Source organism: Kocuria sp. PD6, from assembly GCF_031844145.1.
In the GTDB taxonomy this organism is placed as follows: domain Bacteria; phylum Actinomycetota; class Actinomycetes; order Actinomycetales; family Micrococcaceae; genus Kocuria; species Kocuria marina.
In genome coordinates, this window is record NZ_JAUZUS010000001.1 from 275,013 (window position 1) to 299,558 (window position 24,546).

Annotated in this window: 22 protein-coding genes, 1 tRNA gene and 1 riboswitch; of the genes, 11 read left to right on the top strand and 12 right to left on the bottom strand. The window is 68.5% G+C overall.

Annotation, left to right across the window (positions count from 1 at the left end; translation table 11 throughout):
• Positions 1-46: 46 nt before the first annotated feature.
• The 5 genes from Q9R22_RS01300 to purU all read left to right on the top strand — a co-directional run bounded on the left by Q9R22_RS01300 (position 47) and on the right by purU (position 6,963).
• Positions 47-3,040 (top strand): DEAD/DEAH box helicase, encoded by a 2,994-nt coding sequence (locus Q9R22_RS01300; protein ID WP_131333331.1) that lies wholly within the window; start codon positions 47-49, stop codon positions 3,038-3,040.
• 251 nt (positions 3,041-3,291) lie between these two features.
• Positions 3,292-3,900 (top strand): TY-Chap domain-containing protein, encoded by a 609-nt coding sequence (locus Q9R22_RS01305; protein WP_242670469.1) that lies wholly within the window; start codon positions 3,292-3,294, stop codon positions 3,898-3,900.
• A complete protein-coding gene (locus Q9R22_RS01310) occupies positions 3,870-4,028 on the top strand; it encodes a benzoate/H(+) symporter BenE family transporter (protein WP_242670471.1) in 159 nt (52 codons plus the stop codon). The genes Q9R22_RS01305 and Q9R22_RS01310 overlap by 31 nt, the downstream gene beginning before the upstream one ends.
• 214 nt (positions 4,029-4,242) lie before the next feature.
• Positions 4,243-5,403 carry a VIT1/CCC1 transporter family protein gene (locus Q9R22_RS01315; protein WP_131333333.1) on the top strand — a complete coding sequence of 387 codons (1,161 nt, stop codon included), beginning with the start codon at positions 4,243-4,245 and terminating at the stop codon, positions 5,401-5,403.
• A gap of 687 nt (positions 5,404-6,090) precedes the next feature.
• Positions 6,091-6,963: a formyltetrahydrofolate deformylase gene (purU, locus tag Q9R22_RS01320; RefSeq protein ID WP_311253950.1), complete on the top strand. Its 873-nt coding sequence runs from the start codon at positions 6,091-6,093 to the stop codon at positions 6,961-6,963.
• A gap of 204 nt (positions 6,964-7,167) precedes the next feature.
• Here the strand turns inward: purU and sucD are convergent, their stop codons facing one another.
• The gene (gene sucD / locus Q9R22_RS01325; protein WP_064847200.1) at positions 7,168-8,085 is read right to left on the bottom strand and encodes a succinate--CoA ligase subunit alpha; all 918 of its coding nucleotides are present in this window, start codon (positions 8,083-8,085) and stop codon (positions 7,168-7,170) included.
• A gap of 32 nt (positions 8,086-8,117) precedes the next feature.
• The gene (gene sucC / locus Q9R22_RS01330; protein WP_131333335.1) at positions 8,118-9,287 is read right to left on the bottom strand and encodes an ADP-forming succinate--CoA ligase subunit beta; all 1,170 of its coding nucleotides are present in this window, start codon (positions 9,285-9,287) and stop codon (positions 8,118-8,120) included.
• A 221-nt stretch (positions 9,288-9,508) separates the two neighbouring features.
• Here sucC and Q9R22_RS01335 point away from each other — a divergent pair, with 221 nt between their 5' ends.
• Positions 9,509-10,288, top strand: a complete 780-nt coding sequence (locus Q9R22_RS01335) for a hypothetical protein (protein WP_131333336.1) — start codon at positions 9,509-9,511, stop codon at positions 10,286-10,288.
• A 219-nt stretch (positions 10,289-10,507) separates the two neighbouring features.
• Here Q9R22_RS01335 and pcrA read toward each other — a convergent pair whose 3' ends face one another.
• Positions 10,508-12,964 (bottom strand): DNA helicase PcrA, encoded by a 2,457-nt coding sequence (pcrA, locus tag Q9R22_RS01340; protein ID WP_131333337.1) that lies wholly within the window; start codon positions 12,962-12,964, stop codon positions 10,508-10,510.
• A 59-nt stretch (positions 12,965-13,023) separates the two neighbouring features.
• On the bottom strand, positions 13,024-13,752 hold the full coding sequence (locus tag Q9R22_RS01345; RefSeq protein WP_231885634.1) for an integrase: 729 nt from the start codon (positions 13,750-13,752) through the stop codon (positions 13,024-13,026).
• A 107-nt stretch (positions 13,753-13,859) separates the two neighbouring features.
• On the opposite strand from Q9R22_RS01345, the gene Q9R22_RS01350 reads away from it, so the two are divergent.
• On the top strand, positions 13,860-14,561 hold the full coding sequence (locus Q9R22_RS01350) for a hypothetical protein (protein ID WP_131333338.1): 702 nt from the start codon (positions 13,860-13,862) through the stop codon (positions 14,559-14,561).
• Between the two features lie 222 nt (positions 14,562-14,783).
• Here the strand turns inward: Q9R22_RS01350 and Q9R22_RS01355 are convergent.
• A tRNA-Arg gene (locus tag Q9R22_RS01355) sits at positions 14,784-14,856 on the bottom strand.
• A 75-nt stretch (positions 14,857-14,931) separates the two neighbouring features.
• On the opposite strand from Q9R22_RS01355, the gene Q9R22_RS01360 reads away from it, so the two are divergent.
• Positions 14,932-15,813, top strand: a complete 882-nt coding sequence (locus tag Q9R22_RS01360) for a DUF4031 domain-containing protein (RefSeq protein ID WP_131333339.1) — start codon at positions 14,932-14,934, stop codon at positions 15,811-15,813.
• 189 nt (positions 15,814-16,002) lie between these two features.
• On the opposite strand, the gene Q9R22_RS01365 is transcribed toward Q9R22_RS01360, so the two are convergent.
• From Q9R22_RS01365 to Q9R22_RS01380, 4 genes are all read right to left on the bottom strand, one after another.
• Positions 16,003-16,290, bottom strand: a complete 288-nt coding sequence (locus tag Q9R22_RS01365) for a hypothetical protein (protein ID WP_165489809.1) — start codon at positions 16,288-16,290, stop codon at positions 16,003-16,005.
• A 277-nt stretch (positions 16,291-16,567) separates the two neighbouring features.
• Positions 16,568-17,650: an NlpC/P60 family protein gene (locus Q9R22_RS01370; protein WP_131333341.1), complete on the bottom strand. Its 1,083-nt coding sequence runs from the start codon at positions 17,648-17,650 to the stop codon at positions 16,568-16,570.
• Between the two features lie 232 nt (positions 17,651-17,882).
• Positions 17,883-18,494: a C40 family peptidase gene (locus Q9R22_RS01375; RefSeq protein WP_131333342.1), complete on the bottom strand. Its 612-nt coding sequence runs from the start codon at positions 18,492-18,494 to the stop codon at positions 17,883-17,885.
• 3 nt (positions 18,495-18,497) lie between these two features.
• Positions 18,498-18,697, bottom strand: a riboswitch (cyclic di-AMP (ydaO/yuaA leader).
• 358 nt (positions 18,698-19,055) lie between these two features.
• Positions 19,056-19,766: a metal-dependent transcriptional regulator gene (locus Q9R22_RS01380; RefSeq protein ID WP_064847209.1), complete on the bottom strand. Its 711-nt coding sequence runs from the start codon at positions 19,764-19,766 to the stop codon at positions 19,056-19,058.
• Between the two features lie 206 nt (positions 19,767-19,972).
• Between Q9R22_RS01380 and serC the strand changes: the two genes are divergently transcribed.
• Entirely contained in the window at positions 19,973-21,091 is a 1,119-nt protein-coding gene (gene serC, locus Q9R22_RS01385; protein ID WP_131333983.1) for a phosphoserine transaminase, read from the top strand.
• 6 nt (positions 21,092-21,097) lie between these two features.
• On the opposite strand, the gene Q9R22_RS01390 is transcribed toward serC, so the two are convergent.
• From Q9R22_RS01390 to Q9R22_RS01400, 3 genes are read right to left on the bottom strand one after another with little or no spacing between them, the layout of a single operon-like run.
• Positions 21,098-22,345: an MFS transporter gene (locus Q9R22_RS01390; RefSeq protein WP_085107044.1), complete on the bottom strand. Its 1,248-nt coding sequence runs from the start codon at positions 22,343-22,345 to the stop codon at positions 21,098-21,100.
• Positions 22,346-22,401: 56 nt separating this feature from the next.
• A complete protein-coding gene (locus tag Q9R22_RS01395) occupies positions 22,402-22,962 on the bottom strand; it encodes a DUF3027 domain-containing protein (protein WP_239318923.1) in 561 nt (186 codons plus the stop codon).
• The gene (locus Q9R22_RS01400; protein ID WP_131333344.1) at positions 22,955-23,338 is read right to left on the bottom strand and encodes a cold-shock protein; all 384 of its coding nucleotides are present in this window, start codon (positions 23,336-23,338) and stop codon (positions 22,955-22,957) included. The genes Q9R22_RS01395 and Q9R22_RS01400 overlap by 8 nt, the downstream gene beginning before the upstream one ends.
• Positions 23,339-23,487: 149 nt before the next feature.
• Here Q9R22_RS01400 and Q9R22_RS01405 point away from each other — a divergent pair, with 149 nt between their 5' ends.
• Both Q9R22_RS01405 and Q9R22_RS01410 read left to right on the top strand, forming a co-directional pair.
• The gene (locus Q9R22_RS01405) at positions 23,488-23,745 is read left to right on the top strand and encodes a hypothetical protein (RefSeq protein WP_131333345.1); all 258 of its coding nucleotides are present in this window, start codon (positions 23,488-23,490) and stop codon (positions 23,743-23,745) included.
• Between the two features lie 87 nt (positions 23,746-23,832).
• A complete protein-coding gene (locus tag Q9R22_RS01410) occupies positions 23,833-24,546 on the top strand; it encodes a response regulator transcription factor (RefSeq protein WP_035963961.1) in 714 nt (237 codons plus the stop codon).

Genomic DNA, 24,546 nt, shown 5'->3' on the forward strand with positions numbered 1-24,546 from the left:
CCACCGGCGCCCGGCCGTGTCCGCACCGGGCGGTACGGTAGGGGCCATGGATGGTGCTGCGCAGTTCACGGACGCCCGCGGTCCGGGTGCCGCCCCGGACTGGCGCAGCGAACTCTCCCGGATCGTGCCCGGCACGAGTCCCGACAGGGTCGTGGCGGACCCGGAATCCGGACCCACCGTGGCCCTCGAACTGGACCTGGCCCGGGTGCAGAACCGCACCCCGAAAGCGTGGCAGGAATCACCCCGGGAGACCCCGCTGAGTCTCACGGCCCGTCCGGTGCTGCGCGGACAGCGCCACGGGTGGGTGCACACCGGCATCGACTGGGGCAACCTGGCCTCCCACGCCCGCTCCGGGCACCTGAGCGCGGAGCAACTGGACTGGTTCGAGGAGCTGCGAGCGCTCTCCGAGTCGCACCGCGGCAGTTACGCTGCGGACCGGCACCAGCTGCACATGGAGCGCTACACCTCTCCCCTGTTGTGGCCCATCCTGGGGCGCGCCCGGGGGCTCGGGATCCCGCTCGTCTCCGAGGGCACGGGAGCACCCGTGATCGTGGATCGCGACGGCCGGTTCGAGGTGCGCGTGGATCCCGGCGAGCACGGCGAGCTCGCCCTGCACCCCCAGCTCATCGTGGGCGAGAACGAGATCCCCCTGCGCTGGACCCGGATCATCGGCCAGCCAGGTCACGGCCTGTTCTACCCGGACGCGACCCCCGCGGCCCTGGACACCGCGGAGGACCTCAACCAGTTCCCGTTGCACCTGGTCGCCCTGGGCACCCGCCTCAATCAGCAGCAGCGCTCGTTCCTGGACCGCGCCGAATCCCTCACGGTCCCGCAGGACGGTGTGGAGGAGTTCTTCGACACCTACTTCCCCCGGTTGCACCAGAGCATGCACGTGATCGCGGGCGAGGACTCCCTGGTGCTGCCCCAGGTCGCGGATCCGCAGTTCGTGCTCACCATCCACCACGACGACCTCACCGAGCGCGTGGAGTGGGAGTGGGAGTACCAGAAGGGTCGCGAGCGGATCCGGCTGCCCTTCCGCCCCCTGGACCCTCTCGAGGATGAGCCCGTGGCCCGCGAGTCCCGGTGGGAGTCCTCCATGGTCCAGGCCGTGCACCGCCGGATCCCCGAGTTGGACTTCAAACGCAGTTCGTACGCGGCGCAGGACGCCCTGACCCTGTTGCGGGTGTGGTTGCCGCTGCTGCGCAAGATCCCCGACCTGCGCATCGTGGAGACCGGCGGGAGTCCCGCCTACCGCGAGGTCACCGAACCCACCGAGATCACGGTGTCCACCGCGCCCACCGAACACCACGACTGGTTCGGTCTGGGTGTCACCATCAGGGTCGGTGAGCACTACCTCCCGTTCTCCCAGATCTTTCAAGCGCTCGACCGCGGCCAGGACGTGATGCTGCTGCCGGACGGTTCCTACTTCTCCCTGGACCGCCCCGAGTTCACGCGGCTGCGCACGCTCATCGCCGAGGCCCGCACCCTGCAGGAGGACAAGGACGCGCCGCTCGCGTTGAACCGCTACCAGGCGAGCCTGTGGGAGCAGTTTGAGGACCTCGCCACGGACACCCGCCAGGCCGAGCAGTGGCGCGAGGGCGTGCGCGCACTGACCCACCTGCACGAGATCCCCTCTCCCCCGGTCCCCGAGGCCCTACAGGCCAACCTGCGCCCCTACCAGTACGAGGGCTTCCGGTGGCTGAGCTTCCTGTGGGACCACGGACTGGGCGGGATCCTCGCGGACGACATGGGCCTGGGCAAGACCGTGCAGACCATTGCCGCGATCCTGCGTGCCACGGACCGGGACCCGCAGCTGCCACCCCACCTGGTGATCGCACCCACCTCCGTGGTGGCCAACTGGTCCGCCGAGCTGCGCCGCTTCGCGCCCTCCTTGGACATCACCGTGCTCACCCACACCAAGGACTCCGTGGCCGACGCCGCCGCGCATTCCCATGTGGTGCTCACGTCCTATGCCCTGCTGCGTCTGGACGCGGAGGCCTACCGTTCGGTCGAGTGGACCGGGGTGATCATGGACGAGGCCCAGTTCGTCAAGAACCCCCGGACCAAGGCCTACCGCGCCGTGAAGAACCTGCGGGCACGCACGTGTCTCGCGATCACCGGCACCCCCATGGAGAACAGTCTTTCCGAACTATGGTCGTTGCTCTCGCTCACCGCCCCCGGGCTGTTTCCGTCCAAGAAACGTTTCACCGAGCACTACCAGCGTCCCATCGAACGCGCCATGGACTCGGACGCCCTGGCCCGGCTGCGGGCCCGGATGCGCCCGTTCATGCTGCGCCGCACCAAGGCGGACGTGGACCTGCAGCTGCCACCCAAGCTCGAGCACGTCCTGCCCGTGGGGTTGAACCCCGAACACCGCAGTGCGTACGACCGCCGGCTGCAGCGTGAGCGCGCCAAGATCCTGGGCCTGCTGCGCAACTTCGACAAGAACCGGTTCACCATCTTCCAGTCGCTGACCACCCTGCGGATGTTGGCGCTGGACCCCGTCCTGGTGGACCCGGAGTCCAAGGCGCCATCCTCAAAGTTGGACGTCCTCTTCGACCAGCTGCCCCAGCTCGTCCAGGAGGGTCACCGCCCGCTCGTGTTCAGCCAGTTCACGAGTTTCCTCAAGATCGTGGCCCAGCGCCTCGACGACGCCGGGATCGCCTACAGCTACCTCGACGGCAGCACGCGGGACCGCGCGGGGGCGCTCGAGAAGTTCCGCAGCGGCCGCGCTCCCGTGTTCCTGGTGAGCCTCAAGGCCGGCGGTTTCGGCATCAACCTCACCGAGGCCGACTACTGCTACCTCCTGGACCCGTGGTGGAATCCCGCGGCGGAGAACCAGGCCGTGGACCGAACCCACCGGATCGGGCAGACCAAGAAGGTCATGGTCTACCGCATGGTCGCGCAGGGCACGATCGAGGAGAAGGTCATGGACCTCAAGGCCCGCAAGGCGGACCTGTTCGGGGCCGTGCTCGACGATGAACGGTTCTTCTCCGCCACGCTCGACGCCGAGGACATCCGCGCGCTGGTTGGTGTCTGAGCGAACCCCGGGGTCCGTCGAGTGCCCTGCACGGTCCCGATCACGCCGACGGTCGAGCTCGGGCGCACGCGGGAACACCGCGCGGGGGCCTTTCCGTGGAAGTCACACTCCCCCCGACCTGTCGACCCGGCACGGTCAGCGGGTTAGCGTGAGCACAGATCACGCCGGCCCCGGCGCACCCGCACCGCGTGCGCGGACCCCTGACCCGATCCATGGGTGTTGCGTGATCAGGTGTTGGGAGGCACTCGAGCATGTCACACAGCAGGACGCCGCACGGCCACGGTCCGAGTACCGAGGTGGCACTGCGGCGCGCCGGGATCGGTGTGGTGCTGGTCCGGGTCGACTCCGCCGTCCCCGATCCGCCGGTCTGTCCATGGTCCCGTCTGGAGTCCGTCCTCACCGGGGCCATCGCCGGGATGCCCTGGAACGACTTCCTCATGGTCGAGTACGACCCACCGGAGGGCACCCCGGACGTTCCCGCCGCGTGGGTGCGCACGGGACCCCGCGGGGTGCAGTGCGCCCTGCAGCGCGTTGCGGGCCGTTCCGCGGCCGCCACCCACGGACCCGCCGAGTTCACCGGGCCGTGGTGTCCCGCGGAGCGGCTGAGGTCGTGGGGATGGGACGATCCCACCGCCCCCGGACGGCCGTGGACGTGCGGACCGTGCCTGCCGCGGGCGGCCGCGCGCAGCGTCCTCGCCGGCATGCGCAGTCACCGGGCCTGCAGGGACCCGTACGAGTTCCACTGGGGCGTGGGGTCGCTCCCCGCCCCGGAGATCACCGCGAGCCGCCTGCTCGCGCTACCCTCGGCAACTACGAGTTCTCCGACGCCGTGGGCGCCTACGTGGTCGCCGCCCTCGTGAGTCTCGTGCTGGGCGCGACCGGGCTGTTCGGCAAACTCCTGGCCGCCGTACCCCAACCCATCACCGCGGGGGTGCTCACGGGGGTCCTGTTGCCGTTCGCGATGCGGGTGGCTCCGGCCGTCGCCTAGCGTCCCGGCACGCTGAGCGGCCCACGGGCTGGATGGCTCCGCGGGCTGGCTGGCTCCGCGGTCGATGGCGCGCAGAGCGTATTGCGGCGCAAACAGCGTTCGGCGCGGGTTCAGGTGCGAGCCAGGCGCGAGGCGGGATCCACGGCAGACGGCGCGCGGGGTGCTTCGGAGCCCCGAAACCACCGCCGGTGACCCGCGCGTAAAATACGGGTACATGCCCGAACACCACAGCGCTTCCTCCACCCTTCCCGAGTCACCGGAACCCACTGCCGCCCAGATCCGCAGGTGGCGTCACTACCTCGCGGACGAACTCGCCGAGGCCGCCACGTACGAACACCTGGCCCGCCACAGCTCGGGCCGCCATGCCGAGATCTTGCAGAGCGTGGCCGAGGCGGAGGGCCGCCACGCCGAACACTGGCGTCGTCTGCTCGGACCCCACGCCGATCGTCCGGCGAGACCCGCCTTGCAAGCGCAACTGCTCATGTTCTTGGCCAAGCACGTGGGATCCGTTTTCGTCCTGGCGCTGCTTCAGCGCGCCGAGTCCCGCTCCCCGTACCGCGAGGACCCGGATGCCACGGACGCCATGGCGGCGGACGAGGCCGTCCACGAGGAGATCATCCGCGCGCTCGCAACCGATGGCCGCACGCGGTTGTCCGGCAACTTCAGGGCCGCCGTGTTCGGCGCCAACGACGGCCTGGTGTCCAACCTGGCCCTGGTGATGGGCGTGGGCGCCACGGGCACGTCCAGCTCCCTGGTGCTGTTCTCGGGCATCGCCGGACTGCTCGCGGGTGCCCTGTCCATGGGAGCGGGCGAATACGTCTCCGTGCGATCCCAGCGGGAACTGCTGGACGCCTCCCAACCCACCCAGGTGACCCTGCGCGTGGCGCCAGCGTTGGACCTGAACGCCAACGAGCTCACACTGATCTACCGGGCCCGGGGCATGAGTGAGAAGGCTGCAGAACACCGGGCGGCCGAGCGACTCGGACACTTCGACTGCGACTGCGATCCATCGCTGTCGTTCCAAGACGAGAAGGCGCGTCGTGTGCTCAACACGGAACCGGACGAGGAGCTTCCCGCCGCGGACGACAACCAGGCCCTGGGCACCGATCTGGGGGCGGCGGCGTCGAGCTTCTGCTTCTTCGCGTCCGGGGCGATCATCCCGATCCTGCCCTACCTCTTCGGCCTGGGCGGCGGAGTGGCCATGGCCGTGGGAATGACGCTCGTGGGCATCGCGTTGTTGATCACGGGCGGTTTCGTGGGCCTGCTCTCCGGCGCCTCCCCGGTCAGGCGGGGACTGCGGCAGCTCGGGATCGGGTACGGGGCCGCGATCGCCACCTACCTTCTGGGGCTCGCATTCAACACGACGGTCTCGTGAGTACCGAACGGCGACTGTTCTCCGTAGGCAGAAGTGTAATTTGTACGACATAAAAGTGGTGCGTGTCCCCAATCAGGAGGCATTTCTTGTCCCCTCTATCGCCCACAAGTGCAGTGAGCATTGTTGAGATACTTGCTCATTAGCATTTGTTAACCTTCGCTCACTAGGCGAAAAACCCTGTTATTGCAGGTCAGGGCGGCTTTAAGGGATCAATTTCCGGCTGATTTATACGCATAAATCAGTGGGCCGATTGGCACTAACCACACTCCATGAAACTTCACCGGCTCCGAGTCATCTGAGAAATTCCGATATTCTGGGGGCGTGGTTCTACGAACCACCGCAACGGGAGACTTCGCACAGGGAAATCGCCACACATGCACTGGGGGGTGCTCTGTGGCTGATGCTGTGCGTCGGTAGCCGCTCAGCCCACGGCTTGATCCCGTTGAGGCGTTATCGCCTGCCGGTGGCTGCGGGTTCTCTCGCAGAGGCGCACCTCTCCCCGCGCCGGACGGGCTCCTACCGTCCGCTCCCGCGGCCACCGGTCGTTAACGCCCCTTCCGAGATCCGGACCGTCCCGCGCGCTGTGTAGCCCGGGGCGATAAGATCGTCTGCGGTCCCCGGACGGATGACATCCCGCGCTCCGGGGCCGCTCCGTTCCCCGTTCCGCGATCCCAGGAGTATCCCCTCATGTCGGCCCAGCAGCCCACGTCCGATGAACACGTCCTGACCGTCCACTGCCCCGAGGCCTACGGTCTCGTGAGCGCCGTGGCGTCGAACCTCACGGAGCAGGGTTGCGACATCTTCGACGTCAAGCATTTCTCGGACCGGCACAACGACGAATTCTTCATCCGCTGCCACACCATGAGCGAACCGGGCACCGTGACCACTGAGTCCCTGATCGAGGGGTTCCGCCCGGTGGCCGAGAAGCACGACATGCGCTTCCGTCTGGTGGACGCCCGGCACAAGACCCGTGTGCTCGTCATGGTCTCCAAAATCTCGCACTGCCTCGTGAACCTGCTCCACCGAGCGCGCGTGGGCTCGCTGCCCATCGAGATCGTGGGTGTGGTGTCCAATCACACGGACCTGCAACCCCTCGTGGACTTCTACGGTGTGCCGTTCCACCACGTGCCCGTCACCCGGCACACCAAGCCGCAGGCCGAGGCGCAACTGCTCGAGATCGCCGCGTCCTACGACACCGAACTCGTGGTGCTGGCCCGCTACATGCAGATCCTCTCGGACGAGCTCACGCAACAGCTCGCGGGTCGGTGCATCAACATCCACCACTCGTTCCTGCCCTCCTTCAAGGGCGCCAAGCCGTACCACCAGGCCTACGAGCACGGGGTCAAGATGGTCGGGGCCACCGCCCACTATGTCACCCCGGACCTGGACGAGGGTCCGATCATCGCGCAGCGCGTGATCCCGGTGGATCACGCGCACACCCCGGAGGACCTCGTGGCGGTGGGTTCCGAGGCGGAGACCCAGGCCCTGTCCCGCGCCGTGAAGTGGCACGCGGAGGGTCGAGTGGTGATCTCCGGCAATCGGACCATCGTCCTGGCCTGAGTCCCGGCCCGAGTCACGGTCCTCATCGCGCGCCCGCATCCCGTCCGGCCGGCGCTCGACTCGCACCACGACGAACCGCGCCGCTGTCCCTCACCGGCTGACGCTCGCGTCCGAACGGCACCACGACGAACGACGCCGCTCCTCCACCGAGGTGGGCGAGCGGCGTCGTCGTGGATGCACCGGCGGCGAAGCGCCGGGAGGGGCTTACTTGCCCTCGAAGATCTCCCGCATGAGCTGCGCGGTCTCCGACGGGGTCTTGCCCACCTTCACACCGGCGGCCTCGAGGGCCTCCTTCTTGGCTTGGGCCGTGCCCGAGGAACCAGAGACGATGGCGCCGGCGTGGCCCATGGTCTTGCCCTCGGGAGCGGTGAAGCCCGCGACGTAGCCCACCACGGGCTTGGTCACGTTCGCCTTGATGAACTCCGCGGCGCGCTCCTCGGCGTCGCCGCCGATCTCACCGATCATCACGATGGCCTCGGTCTCGGGGTCCGCCTCGAAGGCCTCGAGGGCGTCGATGTGCGTGGTGCCGATGACCGGGTCACCGCCAATGCCGATGGCCGTGGTGAAGCCCAGGTCCCGCAGTTCGTACATCATCTGGTAGGTCAGCGTGCCGGACTTGGAGACCAGGCCCAGCTTGCCCTTGCCCGTGATGTTCGCGGGGGTGATCCCCAGCAGCGACTCCTCGGGGGAGATGATGCCCGGGCAATTGGGGCCGATGATCCGGGTCTTTGGCTTGCCGTCCGCGCCGGTGTTCGCCTTGGCGTGCGCCCAGAACTCGGCGGAGTCCTGCACGGGGATGCCCTCTGTGATGACCACCACGAGCGGGATCTCGGCGTCGATGGCCTCGATCACGGCGTCCTTACAGAAGGCCGGCGGTACGAACACGATCGACGCGTTCGCCCCGGTCTCCTGCACGGCCTCGCTCACGCTGCCGAACACGGGCAGTTCGACGGCGTTGCCGTCCTTGTCCTGGTGGTTCACCGTGGTGCCCGCCTTACGGGCGTTGACACCGCCGAGCACGTTCGTGCCGGCAGCGAGCATGCGCGCGGTGTGCTTGGTGCCCTCGCCGCCGGTGATGCCCTGAACGATGACCTTGGAGTCCTTGTTCAAAAAGATCGACATGTCTTCTTCCTGATAGCTGTTCGCGTGGGCGATTACTTGGCGGAGTGGGCCAGCTCGGCCGCCTTGTCGGCGCCGGAGTCCATGGTGTCCGCGGAGGTGACCAGCGGGTGGTTGGCCTCGCGCAGGATCTGGCGGCCCTCCTCGACGTTGTTGCCGTCCAGACGCACCACGATGGGCTTGGTGGCGGAGTCACCGAGGATGTCCAGCGCCTTCACGATGCCGTTGGCAACGGCGTCGCACGCGGTGATGCCACCGAAGACGTTGACGAACACGGACTTGACCTGCGGGTCATTGAGGATCACGTCCAGACCGGCGGCCATGACCTCGGCGGACGCGCCGCCTCCGATGTCCAGGAAGTTGGCGGGCTTCACGTTGCCGTGCTTCTCACCGGCGTAGGCCACGACGTCCAGGGTGGACATCACGAGACCGGCACCGTTGCCGATGATGCCCACCTCGCCGTCGAGTTTGACGTAGTTGAGGTCGTTCTCCTTGGCCTTCTCCTCGAGGGGGTCCGCGGAGGACTTGTCCGCGAGCGCCGCGTGGTCCTCGTGGCGGAACTCGGCGTTGTCGTCCAGGGAGACCTTGCCGTCCAGGGCGAGGATCTCGCCGTCGCTGGTCTTGACCAGCGGGTTGACCTCCACCAGGGTGGCGTCCTCCTTGGTGTAGACCTCACCGAGCTTGACGAGCACGGGGACGACCTTCTCGGCGGTCTCGGCGTCGAACTTGGCCTGCTCCACGATCTCGCGGGCCTTGGCCTCGGTGATGCCCTCCGCGGGGTTGACGTCCACGCGGGCCAGGGCGTCCGGGCGCTCCACGGCGAGCTGCTCGATCTCCATGCCCCCCTCGACCGAGCACATGGCCAGGTAGGAGCGGTTGGCGCGGTCCAACAGGACGGAGAAGTAGTATTCCTCGGCGATGTCCGCGCCCTGCGCGATCATCACGCGGTGCACGGTGTGGCCCTTGATGTCCATTCCCAGAATCTGCTGGGCGTACTCGTAGGCCTCATCGGCGGACTTCGCGACCTTCACACCGCCGGCCTTGCCGCGGCCGCCCACCTTGACCTGTGCCTTGACGACGGTGACCCCGCCGATCTTCTCTGCTGCTGCCTTGGCTTCTTCTGGGGTAGTGGCGACGATGCCGGCCAGCACGGGAACGCCGTGCTTCTCGAACAGGTCGCGTGCCTGGTACTCAAACAGGTCCACGGATAAGTGTCCTTCTGCGTCGAGGTGTGTCGTTCCGCACCGGGAACCCCCGGTTGGAGCGACCTGATGTGGGGGGATGCAGCGCAGCACTGCGCTCACAGAGCCCTCACGAGCATTTTAGGCCATGGGCCCTTGATTCGCGTCACACCCGGCCCCCGCGGACACCGCGGGACCGGGCCCGGGATTCCCGCCCGCACGGCAGCGGCTGGTTGACTGGGGGCATGCGACGCATCGGACTGCCGGAGATCTGGGACGCCCGCGAGGCGGACCCGGGGTTCATGGCCTCGTTGGCCACCTTCTCGTTCGTGGCACTCGGGCTGGAGTTGGTGGTCAGCGGGACGATCCTGACCCTCACGGGTTCGGTATCCACCTTCTATCCCCTGGGCTGGCAGGTCGTGGAATGGGTGGGTCTCGGGGCACTGTGGGTGCTGCTCGCGCGCGCCCTGGTGGCCTGGTCCCGGCGCCGCGGGGTCGATCCGTTGCCGAGCGAGGAAGCGGGCGCGGGGCGCGACGACGCCGCCGCGGGCCGAGTCGGCGTCGACGGCGGGGTGGACCACCGCCGCTGGCGGGAGATTCTGTTGTGCTTCGTCCTGGCCGTGGTGCTCGCGATCGTGCTGCCCGCACTGATCGGGGCGCCGTGGGGTCTGGCCCCGCTGGACCGCTACCTGCAACTGTTCCACGTGTACGGGCCCCTCGGGTGGCTCGCGATGGTCGCGTGGGTCTGCTACCTGGTGGGCCGCAGTTTCCTGGTCGCGGGCCTGCTGGCGTACTCGCACCGTGCCATCCGGGAGGTCCTCACGTTCCGGGGGTCCCGGTGGGTCCCGTGGGGCGGTCTCGTGGCGGGCCTCACGATGGGGGCCGTGGCCTTCCTCGCCGGCGGCCAGGCGGCCGGCGTGACCGCCCTGTTGAGCTGCGTGCTGCTGGGCGTGATCCACGTCCGCTCCGGCGAGTCCCTGCGCGTGACCACGCTGTTCACCGTGCTCGTGTTGATCTTCGTCTGAGCGATCCACCGCCTCTACTGTCTCCATGCCAGGAGCAACCCTGATCGGTTGCGCTCCGATCCCGCCGGGCCACCCGAACGGTTCGAGCATCCGGGTGCGTCTCAGCACACCGGGCTGCGCCGGGCCGCCAGATGGGTTCGCCAGGCAGGTTCGAGCCGCCCGGTGCGTTTCGGCACACCGGACGACACCGCGCGCGGCGGGGCCGCGGCGTCGTACCCCTTACGAGACCTTGGTCATGGGCGCGTAACGCAACAGGAGCCGCTTCTCCTCCGCACCGAAGCGCACCTTGGCGACCGTCTTGTCCCCGGAGCCCTCCATGGCGACCACGGAACCGCGGCCGAACGCCTTGTGCTCCACCGTGTCTCCCACGCTGAGGGAAGGAATCTCCCGCTGGGGCTGCACGCGCCCGGCGGAGGCCGGTGAGAGCCTGCGGAAACTTGCCCCGGATCCGGCGCCCGCACCCCACGAGGAACCGCGCAACGGATCGCGGGCCTGGAATCCGTCGTGCACGGGCGAACCCCATCCGCCCGCGGCACTGGCACCCTCGCGCTTCCACTCGATCAACCGCGAAGGGATCTCGTCCAGGAACGGGCTCGCGGGATTGAATTGGGACTGCCCCCACATGGAGCGGGACTCGGCGCGTGTGAGGTACAGCCGTTTGCGCGCCCGGGTGATCCCCACGTACGCGAGGCGGCGTTCCTCCTCCATGCTCGAGGCGTCGGCGAAGCTGCGCTGGTGCGGGAAGATCCCGTGCTCCATGCCCGTGAGGAACACGACCGGGAACTCGAGCCCCTTGGCGGTGTGCAGGGTCATGAGCGTCACGACCCCCTGGGAACGCGCTTGCGCGACCTGCTCCGCGATCTGCTGGGCACTCGCGCCGCCCTCGGGTTCGGGCTGGGTGGGGATCTGGTCCGCGTCCGCCACGAGGGCCACGTGTTCCAGGAACTCCCCGAGGCCCGCGTCCGGGTGGTCCTTCTCGAACTCGCGCACCACGGCCACGAGTTCCGCGAGGTTCTCCACACGGGACTCGTCCTGCGGGTCGGTGGACGTGCGCAGGGCCTCGAGGTACCCGGACTGTTCGAGTACAGCCTCGAGAACCGCGGTCACCGAGGTGCCCTGAGCGAGTTCCGCGAGATCGTCCATGAGCTGGGAGAACTTCTTGATGGCGTTCGCCGAGCGAGTGGCCAGGGCGGGTGCCTCGTCCAAGCGGTGCATGGCCTCGGAGAAGGAGATGTCCTCGCGGTCGGCGAGCGCCGCGATCGAGCCCTGGGCGCGGTCCCCGATCCCTCGCTTGGGCTCGTTGATGATGCGCCGCACGGTGATGTCGTCCGCGGGGTTCGCGATCGCGCGCAGGTAGGATATGGCGTCCTTGATCTCCTTGCGCTCGTAGAAGCGGGTCCCGCCCACCACCTTGTAGGGCAGTCCCACGCGCATCAGGATCTCCTCGAGGGAGCGCGATTGTGCGTTGGTGCGGTAGAACACGGCGACGTCGCCGGGGCGGATCCCGTGTTCGTCCTGCAGCGTGTCGATCTCCTCCGCGATGAAGCGGGCCTCTTCGTGTTCGTTCTCAGCGGCGTACCCGATGATGGGGGCGCCATCGCCTTCCGCGGTCCACAGTTTCTTGTCCCGGCGGTCCGCGTTCTGGGAGATCACGGAGTTGGCCGCGGAGAGGATGTTCTGCGTGGAGCGGTAGTTCTGTTCCAGCAGGATGGTGCGCGCGGAGGGAAAGTCCCGCTCGAAATCCGTGATGTTGCGGATGTCCGCGCCGCGGAACGCGTAGATGGACTGGTCCGAGTCCCCCACCACCGTGAGTTCGGCCGGCGGGATCCCGGAGTCATCCGGGTGGTTCTCGGAACCGCCTCCCACGAGTTCCCGCACGAGCGCGTACTGGGCGTGGTTGGTGTCCTGGTACTCGTCCACGAGCACGTGCCGGAAGCGGCGTCGGTAGTACTCGAGCACCTGAGGGAACGCGCGGAACATGTGCACGGTCTCGCCGATGAGGTCGTCGAAGTCCATGGCGTTGGCCGCGCGCAACCGCTGGGTGTAGCCCCGGTAGACCCGGGCCACGGCGGACTCGAACGGGTCCGAGGAACTCGCGCGGGCCAGGTAGGTCTCGTCGTCCACGAGCTCGTTCTTGAGGGCGGAGATCTTGTGCTGGATGGCCTTGGGCGCGAACCGCTTGGGGTCCAACTCATGCTGCTTGGCCACCTGGGTGATCAACCGCAGGGAGTCCGCGGAGTCGTAGATGGAGAAGTTGGTGGACAGCCCCAGGGTCTTGGCCTCGCGGCGTAGGACCCGCACGCACAGCGAGTGGAACGTGGAGATCCACATGGAGCGCGCGGACTCCCCCACGAGATCCACGATCCGCTCCCGCATCTCCGCGGCGGCCTTGTTCGTGAACGTGATCGCGAGGATCTCCCCCCGGCGGGCGCGGCCCGTGGCCAGCAAGTAGGCGATCCGGTGCGTGAGGACCCTGGTCTTGCCGGAACCGGCACCGGCCACGATGAGCAGCGGGGAACCCGCATGCTCCACGGCGGCGCGTTGGGGGTCGTTCAGTCCCTCCACGAGCTGAGCCCCGGATGCCGGGGTGGGCTGGGAGAACTCGTCCGAGTCGGGCGCGTTCGCCGAGCGCGCCGAGGCCGCGGACAGGAGGGGATTGTCAGAGAGGAAGTCCATGGTGGCACCAGTTTAGCCAGCGGTGGGGACGCCCTCACCGGCCCGTGGACAACCCCGGATCACACGTAGCGCGGTTCCAACAGGTGGCGCCCGTTGGCGTCCTCGACCCAGAGGTGCGAATCCGCGACGGTGACCCGCGCCGGGGCCTGCAGCACGACGTCTTCGTCGAGGTCGTCCCCGTCCTGGTCGGGCCCGCCGTAAATGGTGAAGACCTCCCCCGCGGAGGGGTCCAAATGGCGGATGGCGTCGTTGCCGGTGTCCGCGACCACCACGGAACCGTCGTAGAGGATCTGCAGGTCCTCGGGGCGGGCGAGCTTGGCGTCCGCCGCGGGGCCGTCCTGGTACCCGGCACCGTGGCGGCCGATGACCGTGACCACGTGGGGATCGCCGTCGGGCCGGTCCGTATCGATCGCAATGTAGCGCAGCGCGGAGGAATCCTTGTCCACGAGCCACAACTTGCCGTCACCGGCCTCGGTGATCGAGACCGTGGCCGCGAACTTGGCCTGAGCGATCTTCCCGTCCCGGCGGCCGGGCTCACCTGTGCCGCCGTACTCCTGGAGGGCGTCGGTGTACGGGTCCCAGCGGAACAACTGGTTCTTGTCCGGAACGGCGGCGATCACGGCGGAGAGCTTGTGGGACCACACGATGTCCGCGATCCGCGCGCCCTCCAGGACGGAGCAGTTGATCCTGCGCCGGACCGTGGTGTGATCGGCCTCGTACAGGGTGAGTTCCGTGCCGTCACCCGCGCTCATGAGCAGTCCGTCCGGCAGGCCGATGGAGAGTTCCATGACCATCACCACCCTTCCGCAGTGCCCGCGGGGCACCTGTTCACCACCTCGTCATCGAGCGTGGTACCCGTAGTCATTCACAGTACAACCCGGGGGATAATGGGGCCATGGGTATGACCAGAGCGCAGAAGGCCAGGAAGTACGGGGAGAACGCGGGCTCCGCGAAGGCGGGGTCCTCGCCCGCTCGTGCACCCCGAGTGCGCCCCGCGAGCGTCCACGAGATGCGCCCCGGTGAGCTCGCCGCGGAACCCACCAAGGCGTCGTCGGCCGGGATCCTGGTGGGCGTCGCGTTCTTCGTGGGTGCCGCGCTGTGGCTCTACTACCACCTGCTCGTGCTGCAGGGCGTCTCCGGACACCTTGCCGGCGGCGTCACCGCACCCGAACTCATGGCCGGCGGTTTCTCCCAGGGCCACCTCGCGGACTTCGCCCGCGGCCTGGGCGCGGACGGCCGCACCGAGTACGAGGGCGTGCACGCGACCACGGGGCTCTTCACTCCCCTTCTCATGTGCCTGGGCTGGCTGCTGTTCACCGGGCTCAACACCCCGCAGCGCGCCCGCAAATGGGTGTACTGGGCGGTCATCCTGGTCTACGCGGTGGTCTTCCTGGTGGGCAACACCGTGCTCGACGCCGCCGTGGCCGACCCCGCGGACGCGTCCGCCGTGGCACTCGCCTCGGGGCTCGTGATCGCGCGGTGGGTGTTGTTCGCTCTGCTCGTGCTGATCGCCGTGATCGTGGCGGTATCCGTGACGCGCCGCAAACTCGACGACTTCTCCGAGGGCAAGCTGCCGGGCCAGCGCCCGCGCGCCTGAGCTCGGGGATACACCCTCGCGCTTCCCCACGCCGCGATTCAACTGAGCTGACGTAGGTCACAGGGCCACGGGCTGCTTGTACTCCACTCATACATCCCCGTTGATGTGCGGGGTCGGCCATTCTCACCGGGCGGGCGGGTTTCGCTGGGCGGGTCGGCCGGTTGTGGGAATGCGCTGCGGAAATGACGACGTCCCGCCCGATATCGGGCGGGACGTCCTCGGTGCCCCCGATTGGATTCGAACCAACGACACCGGCTTTAGGAGAGCCGTGCTCTATCCCCTGAGCTACGGGGGCAACACTGCACCACTGTATCGGCGGCGCGTTCCCCCCGCGAGTTGAGAGCACATTGGAACAGCGCACAATGGAGCCATGACCGTCTACATCGATCCACCCCGATGGCCCGCGCACGGCACGGTGTTCTCGCACCTGATCTCCGACACCTCCCTAGCCGAGCTGCACGAGTTCGCCCGCGCCCTGGGGGTCTCGGAACGTGCCTTCGACCGCGACCACTACGACGTCCCCGCGCACCGCCACGCTGACGCTGTGGCCGCGGGTGCCCTCGCTGTAGACGGCAAGAAACTCGTCCGTGTCCTGATCCACAGTGGCCTGCGGGTCCCCGCACGACGCCGCCCGGCCAAGCTCGCGGTGACCCTCACGCGCCGCTGGGCGCACCACTTCCCTGAGCATCCCGACCTGGGTGCCAAGCTGCTGACCCGCTGGAGCGAACCGCACCGCGTCTACCACGGTCCTTCGCATCTGCTGAACGTGCTGGAAGGCATTGACCGGCTCACCCACGGCGCCCCGAGCGCGGAGCTCGTGCTCGCCGCGTGGTTCCACGATGCCGTGCATGACGGGCAAGCAGGTCAGGACGAACGGGACTCCGCCGAGCTGGCCCGGCAACGACTCTCAGGCCCGGAGTGGCCCGCGGCCATCGGGCGCCGCGTGGCGGAGCTCGTGCTCGTGACCGTGGACCACCGCCCGGATCCGAGCGACGTGGACGCCTGTCGACTCGTGGACGCGGACCTGTCCGTGCTGGGCGGCAGCGAGAACGAGTACGAGCGGTATCGGACCACGGTGCGCCGCGAGTACGCCCACGTCCCGGAAGAGCAGTTCAGGGCGGGCCGCGCCGAGATCCTGCGCGGACTCTTGGAAAAAGACACGTTGTTCCACGATCCTCGTGCGGTGACGTTGTGGGAGGCCCGCGCCCGGGAGAACCTGGAACGGGAGATCACGCAGCTGATCGCGGCCTGAGCCGACCTTCGAGGTCGATTGGAAGTAACGGGGGACGGAGAGAACTCACCGCCGCGTGGAGCTCGGGGCCGGGCTGGACGGCCACGCGGACCCGTACGAATACCCAGCGACGTCGACCCGGCTCTCCGGTGGGTGGGTCTGCGACGAGGGCCGACAGCGGCGTGCCGGGTCCCCGGGGGGGGGACGGGCTCAGCTGCGGTGATCGGCGACGTCGTCGCCCGGCGCTACGGGCGAGGTGGGCTGGGCTGCCCGGGCGGCCGCGCGGCGTCGCCGGAAGACGACCGTGGCGACCACGAGGCCGATGATGATCCCCACGCCACCGCAAACCGACAACCACATGGCGGCGTGACCCACGAACGCGGCCACTATGAACCCCACGACGATCCCCGGGATGGCACCGGCAACCATGCCCACGGCGTAGTAGGTGAATTCCTGGTCCTGCGGGGTGCGTGCGGCGGTGGAGAGATCGGAGGGCATGGCGTCCATTCTACGGGCCGCGGCTGCGCGATCGCTGGGGCCGATCCGCGATCGACGCCTGCACGACGGGGGTCGGGTGTTAGGAGGGCCGAGTGATCACCGCTGCCGGTCCACGTCCGGGTTCCGGGTTCCGGGCACGAAAAAACGTACGGACCCTGCGGTCAACAGGGTCCGTACGTTCTCCATCGTTCTCATCGGGATCGGGTACACAACCGGTCCCGACTCGACACGAGGTGTGGCGCCGCGCGGATCAGCGCTGTGCCGAACTCGATCCGGTTCAGCCGACGCGGATGAACTCGGGGCCGGAGCCCACGTAGGCGCTGGTCTTCACGGTCTGGTTACCGTTCCAACCGCCGTGGATGGCCTGGCCGTTACCGGCGTAGATGGCCACGTGAGCCATGCCGGAACCGCCGTTGGCGTAGTAGGCGATGTCACCGGCGCGGGCCTGGTCCGCGGAGACCTGGGTGCCCAGCGACTTGTAGCTGGCCGGCCAGCCGTGGTGGTTGATGCCCACGGCCTTGAGGGAGTTGGTCACCAGCATGGTGCAGTCCTGGGCCACACCGAGCTGAGCCTCGGCGGCGCCCAGGATGGCCTGGCCCTTCGCGGAGCCGGACACGGAGGAGGCCTTGGCGGCGGGAGCAGCCTGAGCCTTCGCCTGGGTGTTGGACTGCGTGGTCACCTGGGTGGCGGCGGGAGCAGCCTCGGCCTTTGCCTGGGTGTTGGACTGTGTGGTCACCTGGGTGGCGGCCTGAGCCGTGGGGGCAGCCTGCGCCTTCGGAGCGGCCGGGGCCTGCGGAGCCTTGTAGGACGCGGGCTGGGCGGCAGCGGCACCCTGGGCGGGGGCGTAGTTCGGGATCACCGGGGAAGCCACAGCGGCGCGCTGCTCGGCGGCGGCCTCCTTGGCAACGGTCTGAGCGGTGGCGGGAGCGGCATGGCGGCCCTGGGCCACCGGAGCCTGCTCGGCGACCGAGGTGACGTTCTCGGAAGCGGTCACGACGGTGGGGGCTGCAGCCGGAACGGCGGGAGCCTGCAGCGGGGTCACGTCGGCCACGGGAGCGGCCTGGACCACGGAGGGCTGAGCGGCGGGCTGCGCCTTCTCGGTCTTCGCGGCCTTCTGCTCCTTGGCGGCGTTCTCCTGGGCCTTGTCGGCCTTGGCGGCGGGCTCCGCCGAGACCGTGTTGTCGGAGGCGGGAGCCTCGGACACAGCGGCGGCGGGGGCCTGCTCGGAGGCATTCTGCGTGGCCTGCACGGACACGGTGGTCGCGAGGGCCAGACCTGAGAAGGCCGCGACGGCGGCGACGGTGCGGGCCTTACCCGCGAAGAGGCCCTTGGCGGCGTGAGGAGCGGTTTCGTTCGACATTCGTGTGGTTTCCTAACACGTTCGTGTCCACCCAGGGCACGGAGGTGTGCGGTGACCGGCACATCCGTCAGGACGCAGCAGCGGTGCACGGATTTGGGCGGGAGATTACGTTCGGTTTTCAGGTGGTTCCGGCGCGGTGTGCCGACCGAGGTCCGGGGACCCGGCCAGTACACCCGGCCGCAATGTGGCTCGGTGTGGACCGCGCATCATGCTCGGGCGCGGTGTCACCGGGTCACCGGAAGGTGTAGTAACCATCCAGCTGCATGGCATTCACGGAGTGAACCTGAGTGCCCTGCAAGGGATTGAGAGCGGAGATCATCTGGCCGTTGCCGATGTAGATCCCCACGTGGGAGCCGCCGTTCTGGGAGACCAGATCGCCGGGCTGCGGGTTGGAGGTGGGGGTGCCAGCGGCGAACTGGGCCCAGGTGGTGCGGGGCAGGTTGATGCCGTTCTGGGCGTAGACCCACTGGGTGAAGCCGGAGCAGTCCCAGGCCTTGAAGCCAACGCCGCCCCAGACGTACGCGCCGCCGATGCCCTGGTAGGCGGTGCCCACCAGACCACCCGTGGAGTGGTTCGACTGGGTGCTCACGCTGGCGGCGGAGCCCCCGGTGTTGGTGGTCTGCATGGTGTACGACGCGTTGTAGGCCTGCACCGAGGAGGTGGACGCCTGGTAGCCGTAGGAAGCCGTGGAGCCCAGATCGACGAGGCCGCTCGAGGCCTGCGCGGGGGCCGCGAGGCCGACCACGGCGGCACCAGCGACGACCGTACCGATAGTGGTGTTACGCACGAGGTGCGACTTCGTCTCGGCGCGGTGCCGGGCAGAGTTCTGCTTCATGAAAGACATGTGTGTTCCTCCCTGCGCCTACGAGGTGAGCTGTCGGGTTCGGATGGGAGACATCCGGCCGCACGCACCTAGGTGCCGTGCTGGCTTGACCCCAAGGACCCGTGGGATTGCAACGAGCCCGGAAGTGGTTCCCCCGCTTCTGCCATGCGGATGTTCTGTGTACGGGTCCCGGAGCGCATGGCAGAACTCGGCGAACGCTCGGGAGTGGCGATCCGACCAGTGATCGGCACGGGCATGACTGTACAGGATGGATAACGAAAATGTCACGTTTTGATTACAGCCGGTCACGCATCGGGCATCGGTCGCTATGAATCACCGTGGATTACCACGACCGTCGATATCAATCGGCCGCCTCAGCACGCCGCCCGCTCGAAAGCCCACACCACGGAAAAGCCCCCTGACCTGCGGTGATACGGGGCTCACCCAGTGAGCGAAGGTCGAAACCGCGCCGATCACCCGTGATTGTCCACACCGTCGGGAGATCACGGTCAACTTCTCGAAGATCACGGCGCGTCGCGTTCCGACGTCACCGGAAGCAACCGCGGAGAGACGCAGCGGCGATCAGGCTTCGGCGGCGGCCACCCGAATGGCGCGCGCGGTGGCGGAGTCCAGGTCCAGGGACACTCCCGAATCGACCCGGGTCACCACGACCCGGTTCTCATCCCCGGGGTTGATCTCGGCCGTGACCCTGGAGCCCGTGAGGATGCCCGCGGAGCTGAGCATCTCGATGAGTTCCTGATCCGCCTGCACCACTTCCGGCAGCAGCCGGACCACGTACTCCGTGGAGTCCTGGGCTCCGGCGACCTCGAGCAGGGTGAGGCCGTCGAAGACCTCAGCCGCGGCACCGGTGCCGTGGTGCTCGCCCCGCCCCGGGATGGGCGTGCCGTACGGGGAGTTCTCGGGATCCCCCAGGAGGTTCACGAGCCGCTGTTCCACGCGCTCACTCATCACGTGTTCCCAGCGGCAGGCCTCCTCGTGGACGTGCGCCATGTCCAGGCCCACCACGTCCGCGAGGAGTCGTTCGGCGAGCCGGTGCTTGCGCATCACGGACACAGCGGTGGTGCGCCCGGCCTCGGTGAGTTGCAGGGAGCGGTCCGGCGCGACCGAGAGCAGGCCGTCGCGCTCCATGCGGGAGACGGTCTGAGACACGGTGGGGCCGGAGTGGTGCAGGCGTTCCACGATGCGGGCTCGCATGGGGGTGATCCCCTCTTCCTCCAGCTCCAGCACCGTGCGCAAGTACATTTCGGTGGTGTCGATCAGATCGCCGCTCATGGTTCGTCCTCAGATTTCTGCGCACCACAGCGCGCGGGTCAACGACCCCCGATGGGGGCTGCCGTTCAGCCTAGTCTGAATGATTCAGGATAATTATAGCCAGTGGGTGTCCTGATGGCAGGCGTCTCGAACGCGCCATCGACTCCCCGGGCGGGCACAATGGGGGACACACCCGACCGCCCGCCAGAGGAGCCTTCGTGACCAGCATGCCCGTGATCCCCCCGTCCCTGTTGCCCGCGGATGGCCGTTTCGGCGCGGGCCCGTCCCGGGTGCGGGCCGAGCAGGTGGCCGCGCTCGAACGCGGTGGCAGCACACTGCTGGGTACGTCCCACCGCCAGGCCCCGGTCAAGAACCTGGTAGCGCAGGTGCAGGAGCGCCTCGCCGAGTTCTTCGCACTGCCCGAGGGGTACGAGATCGTGCTGGGTCTCGGTGGGTCCAGCACCTTCTGGGACAGCGCGGCCTTCAGCCTCGTGTCCCGGCGCGCCGAGCACCTCAGCTTCGGGGAGTTCGGCGCCAAGTTCGCGCACGTGACGGATCGCGCACCGTTTCTCGAACCCTCCGTGGTCATCGAGGCCCCGGCCGGTTCGCGCCCCGAGGGGCCTCGCGTGGCGCCCGGGGTGGACGTCTACGCGTGGCCCCAGAACGAGACCTCCACCGGCGTCGCCATGCCCGTACAGCGCGTTCACGCGGACGACGGCGCTCTGACGGTCATCGACGCGACGTCCGCCGCGGGTGGGATGGCGGTCGACCTCTCTCAGACCGATGTCTACTACTTCTCCCCGCAGAAGAACTTCGGCAGTGACGGCGGGATCTGGTTCGCCGCCTTCTCCCCCGCCGCGCTCGAGCGGGTCGAGCGCATCGCCGCGTCCGGTCGCTGGATCCCGGACGTGCTGTCCCTTGCCACGGCCGTGGAGAACTCCCGCAAGCACCAGACCTACAACACCCCCGCACTCGCGGGGCTCGTGATGCTCAACGAGCAGGCGGGCTGGCTCAACGCCCAGGGCGGTCTGGACTGGGCATCCCGCCGCACGGCGGAGACCTCGGGGCTCGTCTACGACTGGGCGCAACGCAGCGACGTCGCCGCCCCGTTCGTCACGCTGGCCGAGCACCGCTCCCCCGTGGTGTGCACGGTGGACTTCGACGACGCGGTGGACGCCGCCCGGATCGCGGCCGTCCTGCGCGCGAACGGCGTGGTGGACGTGGAGCCGTACCGCAAGCTCGGGCGCAACCAGTTGCGGATCGCCACGTTCGTCTCCGTACCGTCGGAGGACGTCCGCGCCCTGTTGGAGTGCATCGACTGGGCCGTGGCGAACGGCCTGGACTGAGCGGACTCAGCCGCGCGACGTCGTCCCCGGAGCCGCCGTGGACGACGTCGCGAGCTGCCGTTCCCGGCGCAGTCGCCACGCGAAGCACGCGCCGATCAGCGCGCCCACGACCCCGGCGAGCACCGCCGCACCCATGCCCCACCGCGCCCCGAGCGTGTCGGTCAGCCACCCCACGGTGGGTGCGCCGATCGGCGTACCGCCCATGAAGATGGCCATGTAGAGACTCATCACGCGCCCGCGCATCGCGGGTGCGGTGGTCGTCTGGACATAGGCGTTGGCGGTGGTCATGATCGTGAGCGACGCGATGCCGCACGGGATCAGCCACAGCGCGAAAACCCACAGCGTGGGGGCGGTGGCCGCACCCAGGCACGTGATCGCGAAGGCCACGCAGCCTAAGAAGATGTAGCGCAACCGCGCCCGCGCGCGGCGGGCGGAGAGCAACGCCCCGGTCAGGGTGCCTACTGCCAGGATCGAGTTGAGGACGCCGAACTCCTCGGAGCCGCGCCCGAACACGGAACCACCCATGGCCGCGAGGAACACGGCGAAGTTCATCCCGAACGTGCCGATCATGAAGATCGTGCTCATGACCGCCACGAGGTCCGGGCGGTGGAGCACATAGCCGATGCCCTCCCGGATCTGCCCGCGTGCCCGCCGCGCGCGTGGAGCGGGACGCAACTTGGCGGCGTCGATCAGCACGATCGCGCAGATCATCGCGGCGAACGTGAGGGTGTTGATCATGAAGACCCACCCCGTGCCCACGGCGGCGACCAGCACACCGGCGACCGCGGGACCGATCAACCGCGCCGAGTTGAACGATGTGGAATTCAGGGCCACTGCGTTGGACACGTGGGTGTCCGGGACCATCTCCGAGACGAACGTCTGCCGGACGGGGGCATCGAACGTCGCGACGATCCCCAGGCCCAGCGCGAACGCGTACACGGTGGGCAACTGCGCGACGTCCAGGAGCAACAGGATGCCCAACCCCAGGGCCAGCAGCGCCATGACACCCTGCGTGATCACAAGGATCCGGCGCCGGTCGTAGCGGTCCGCGAGCACCCCCGCGTAGGGGGCGAGCAGCAATTGCGGAACGAACTGCAGGGCCATCACCACGCCCATGGCCGTGGCGTCGTGATCGGTCAGTTCATCGAACACGAGCCATGACTGGGCGGTGCGCTGCATCCACGTACCCACGTTGGACACGAGCGCACCCGTGAACCACAGACGGTAGTTACGGATGCGCAGGGACCGAAACATCCCCGACTCCGGGACCGCCGGCGGCGGGGTCCCGGGGGCGGCGGCCGGTCCGCTGCCTACGATGCTGCGCCGTCCTCGGCGTCTTCCGATGCAGCGTACTCGTCCTCGGTGCGGGAGGTCTCCCCATCGGTGGAGGTCTCCTCGGCGGGTGCGGTGTCACCGTCACCGGCGTGCTCGGCGTCGGCGGAGTCCTGCCCGTCGTCCGGGTGCTCGTCCCCCTCCGCCGGGGAGTCGTGCTCGTCCTGCGCCTCCTGCTCCTGGAGCGCCTGCATCCGCTCCTCCCACGGCACCCAATCCGGGGCCAGGAGGGAATCAGGACCCGCCACGAGGCCGGTCTCGCACACGGTCACGTGCTTGCTGCGCGGGGCCCGGGCCACGGTCGCGTACCACGCCCAGCCGGGGTAGCCAGCCAGGCGACAGTCGAAGAGGTGGGTCAGCAGCCGGTCCTCGTGCACGGTGACACCGAGGTGTTCCCCCACCGAGGACGCGTCCGTCACGGGGGCCAGCACAGCCTCCCGCGCGAGATCCACCGCGCCCGTAAGCACCGGGTCCTGCTTGGGTGTGCGTGTACGCCCCGCGGGTCGCTGCGGAGCGGTCTCCGCGGTGGTCTCAGACATCGATCTCATCCGCCACGGTGCGCAGGATGGTCGCGATCTTCTTGCCGTGCGAGTGGTCCGGGTAGCGCCCCCGGCGCAGTCCGTTGGACATCCCGTCCAACAACCGGATGAGGTCCTCGGTGAGCACGGCCATCTCCTCGGGGGGCTTGCGCGTGTTGCGAGCCACGGACTGCGGCTTGCTCAGTAAGGTCGCGGACAGGGCCTGCGCACCGCGCTTGCCGTCCGCGATCCCGAAATCCATGCGGGTCCCGGGCTTGACCGTGGTGACCCCCTTGGGCAGGGCGGACGAATGCAGGAACACTTCCTGGCCGTCGTCGGTGGCCAGGAAGCCGAAACCCTTGTCTGCGTCGAACCACTTGACCTTGCCCGTGGGCACGCGGATCACCTCAGTCTCTCGTCGCCGTGTCTGCGCGGCCACCGGAGGGAACGCCGGCTGCTCGCGAAGTCAATAGTTTAGCCCCCTCATGATCGCCCCGGGTCCGGATTCAACCCACCGCGTAACCGGTCCTTGCTACCGTGAGGACCATGTCCGAACCCACCGTTCCCACCGCATCCGGCCGCACCTCCCCGAGCCCTCGCCGGGGCATGTCCCCCCTGCTCGTCGTCACACTGGTCCTCGCGTTCGTGTGCGTGCTGTCGCTGGTGGCGGTGCTCGTGGCGGCCGCCGGCGGGCACGTGATCTGGGGCGGGTTCACGGTCTTCCCCGCGATCTTCCTCCCCGTGGCCTTCCTGCTGATGTGCGTGGAACTGTTGCGGGGCGCGCGGCGGCGCTCGGCCCGCTGAGGCGCGCGCAGCGGCGTCGCCGTCCTTCCAGATAACGGACGGCCGGAGAACAGAATCCATTCAGGAAACTCGGAGATACTGACGGGCGTGAACACGAAAACACCCGAAGCGAAACTGCTCGTCGTCGACGACGAACCCAACATCCTGGAACTGCTGGCCACCTCCCTGCGATTCGCGGGCTTCGAAGTGGTCACCGCGGCGAACGGCCGGGACGCCCTGCTCAAGGCCGAGGCCGAGGACCCTGACCTCGCCGTGCTGGACGTCATGCTCCCGGACATCGACGGATTCTCCGTGACCCGCAAGCTGCGCGCCGCCGGACGCCACTTCCCCATCCTGTTCCTCACCGCCAAGGACGACACCGACGACAAGGTCGCCGGCCTGACCGTGGGCGGTGACGACTACGTGACAAAGCCGTTCAGTCTGGACGAGGTCGTCGCCCGCATCCGCGCCGTGTTGCGCCGCACCCAGCCGCTCGAGGAGGAGGACTCCCGGCTGCGCGTGGACGACCTGGTCCTGGACGACGACGCCCACGAGGTCTTCCGCGGCGGGCGCGAGATCGACCTGTCCCCCACCGAGTTCAAGCTGCTGCGCTACCTCATGCTCAACCCCAACCGGGTGCTGTCCAAGGCCCAGATCCTGGACCACGTGTGGGAGTACGACTTCAACGGGGACGCCTCCATCGTGGAGTCCTACATCTCCTATCTGCGCCGCAAGATCGACAACGACCCCGAGCAGCCGTCCCTGATCCACACCAAGCGCGGCGTGGGTTACCTCTTGCGCTCGGCGGACAAGCGCCACTGA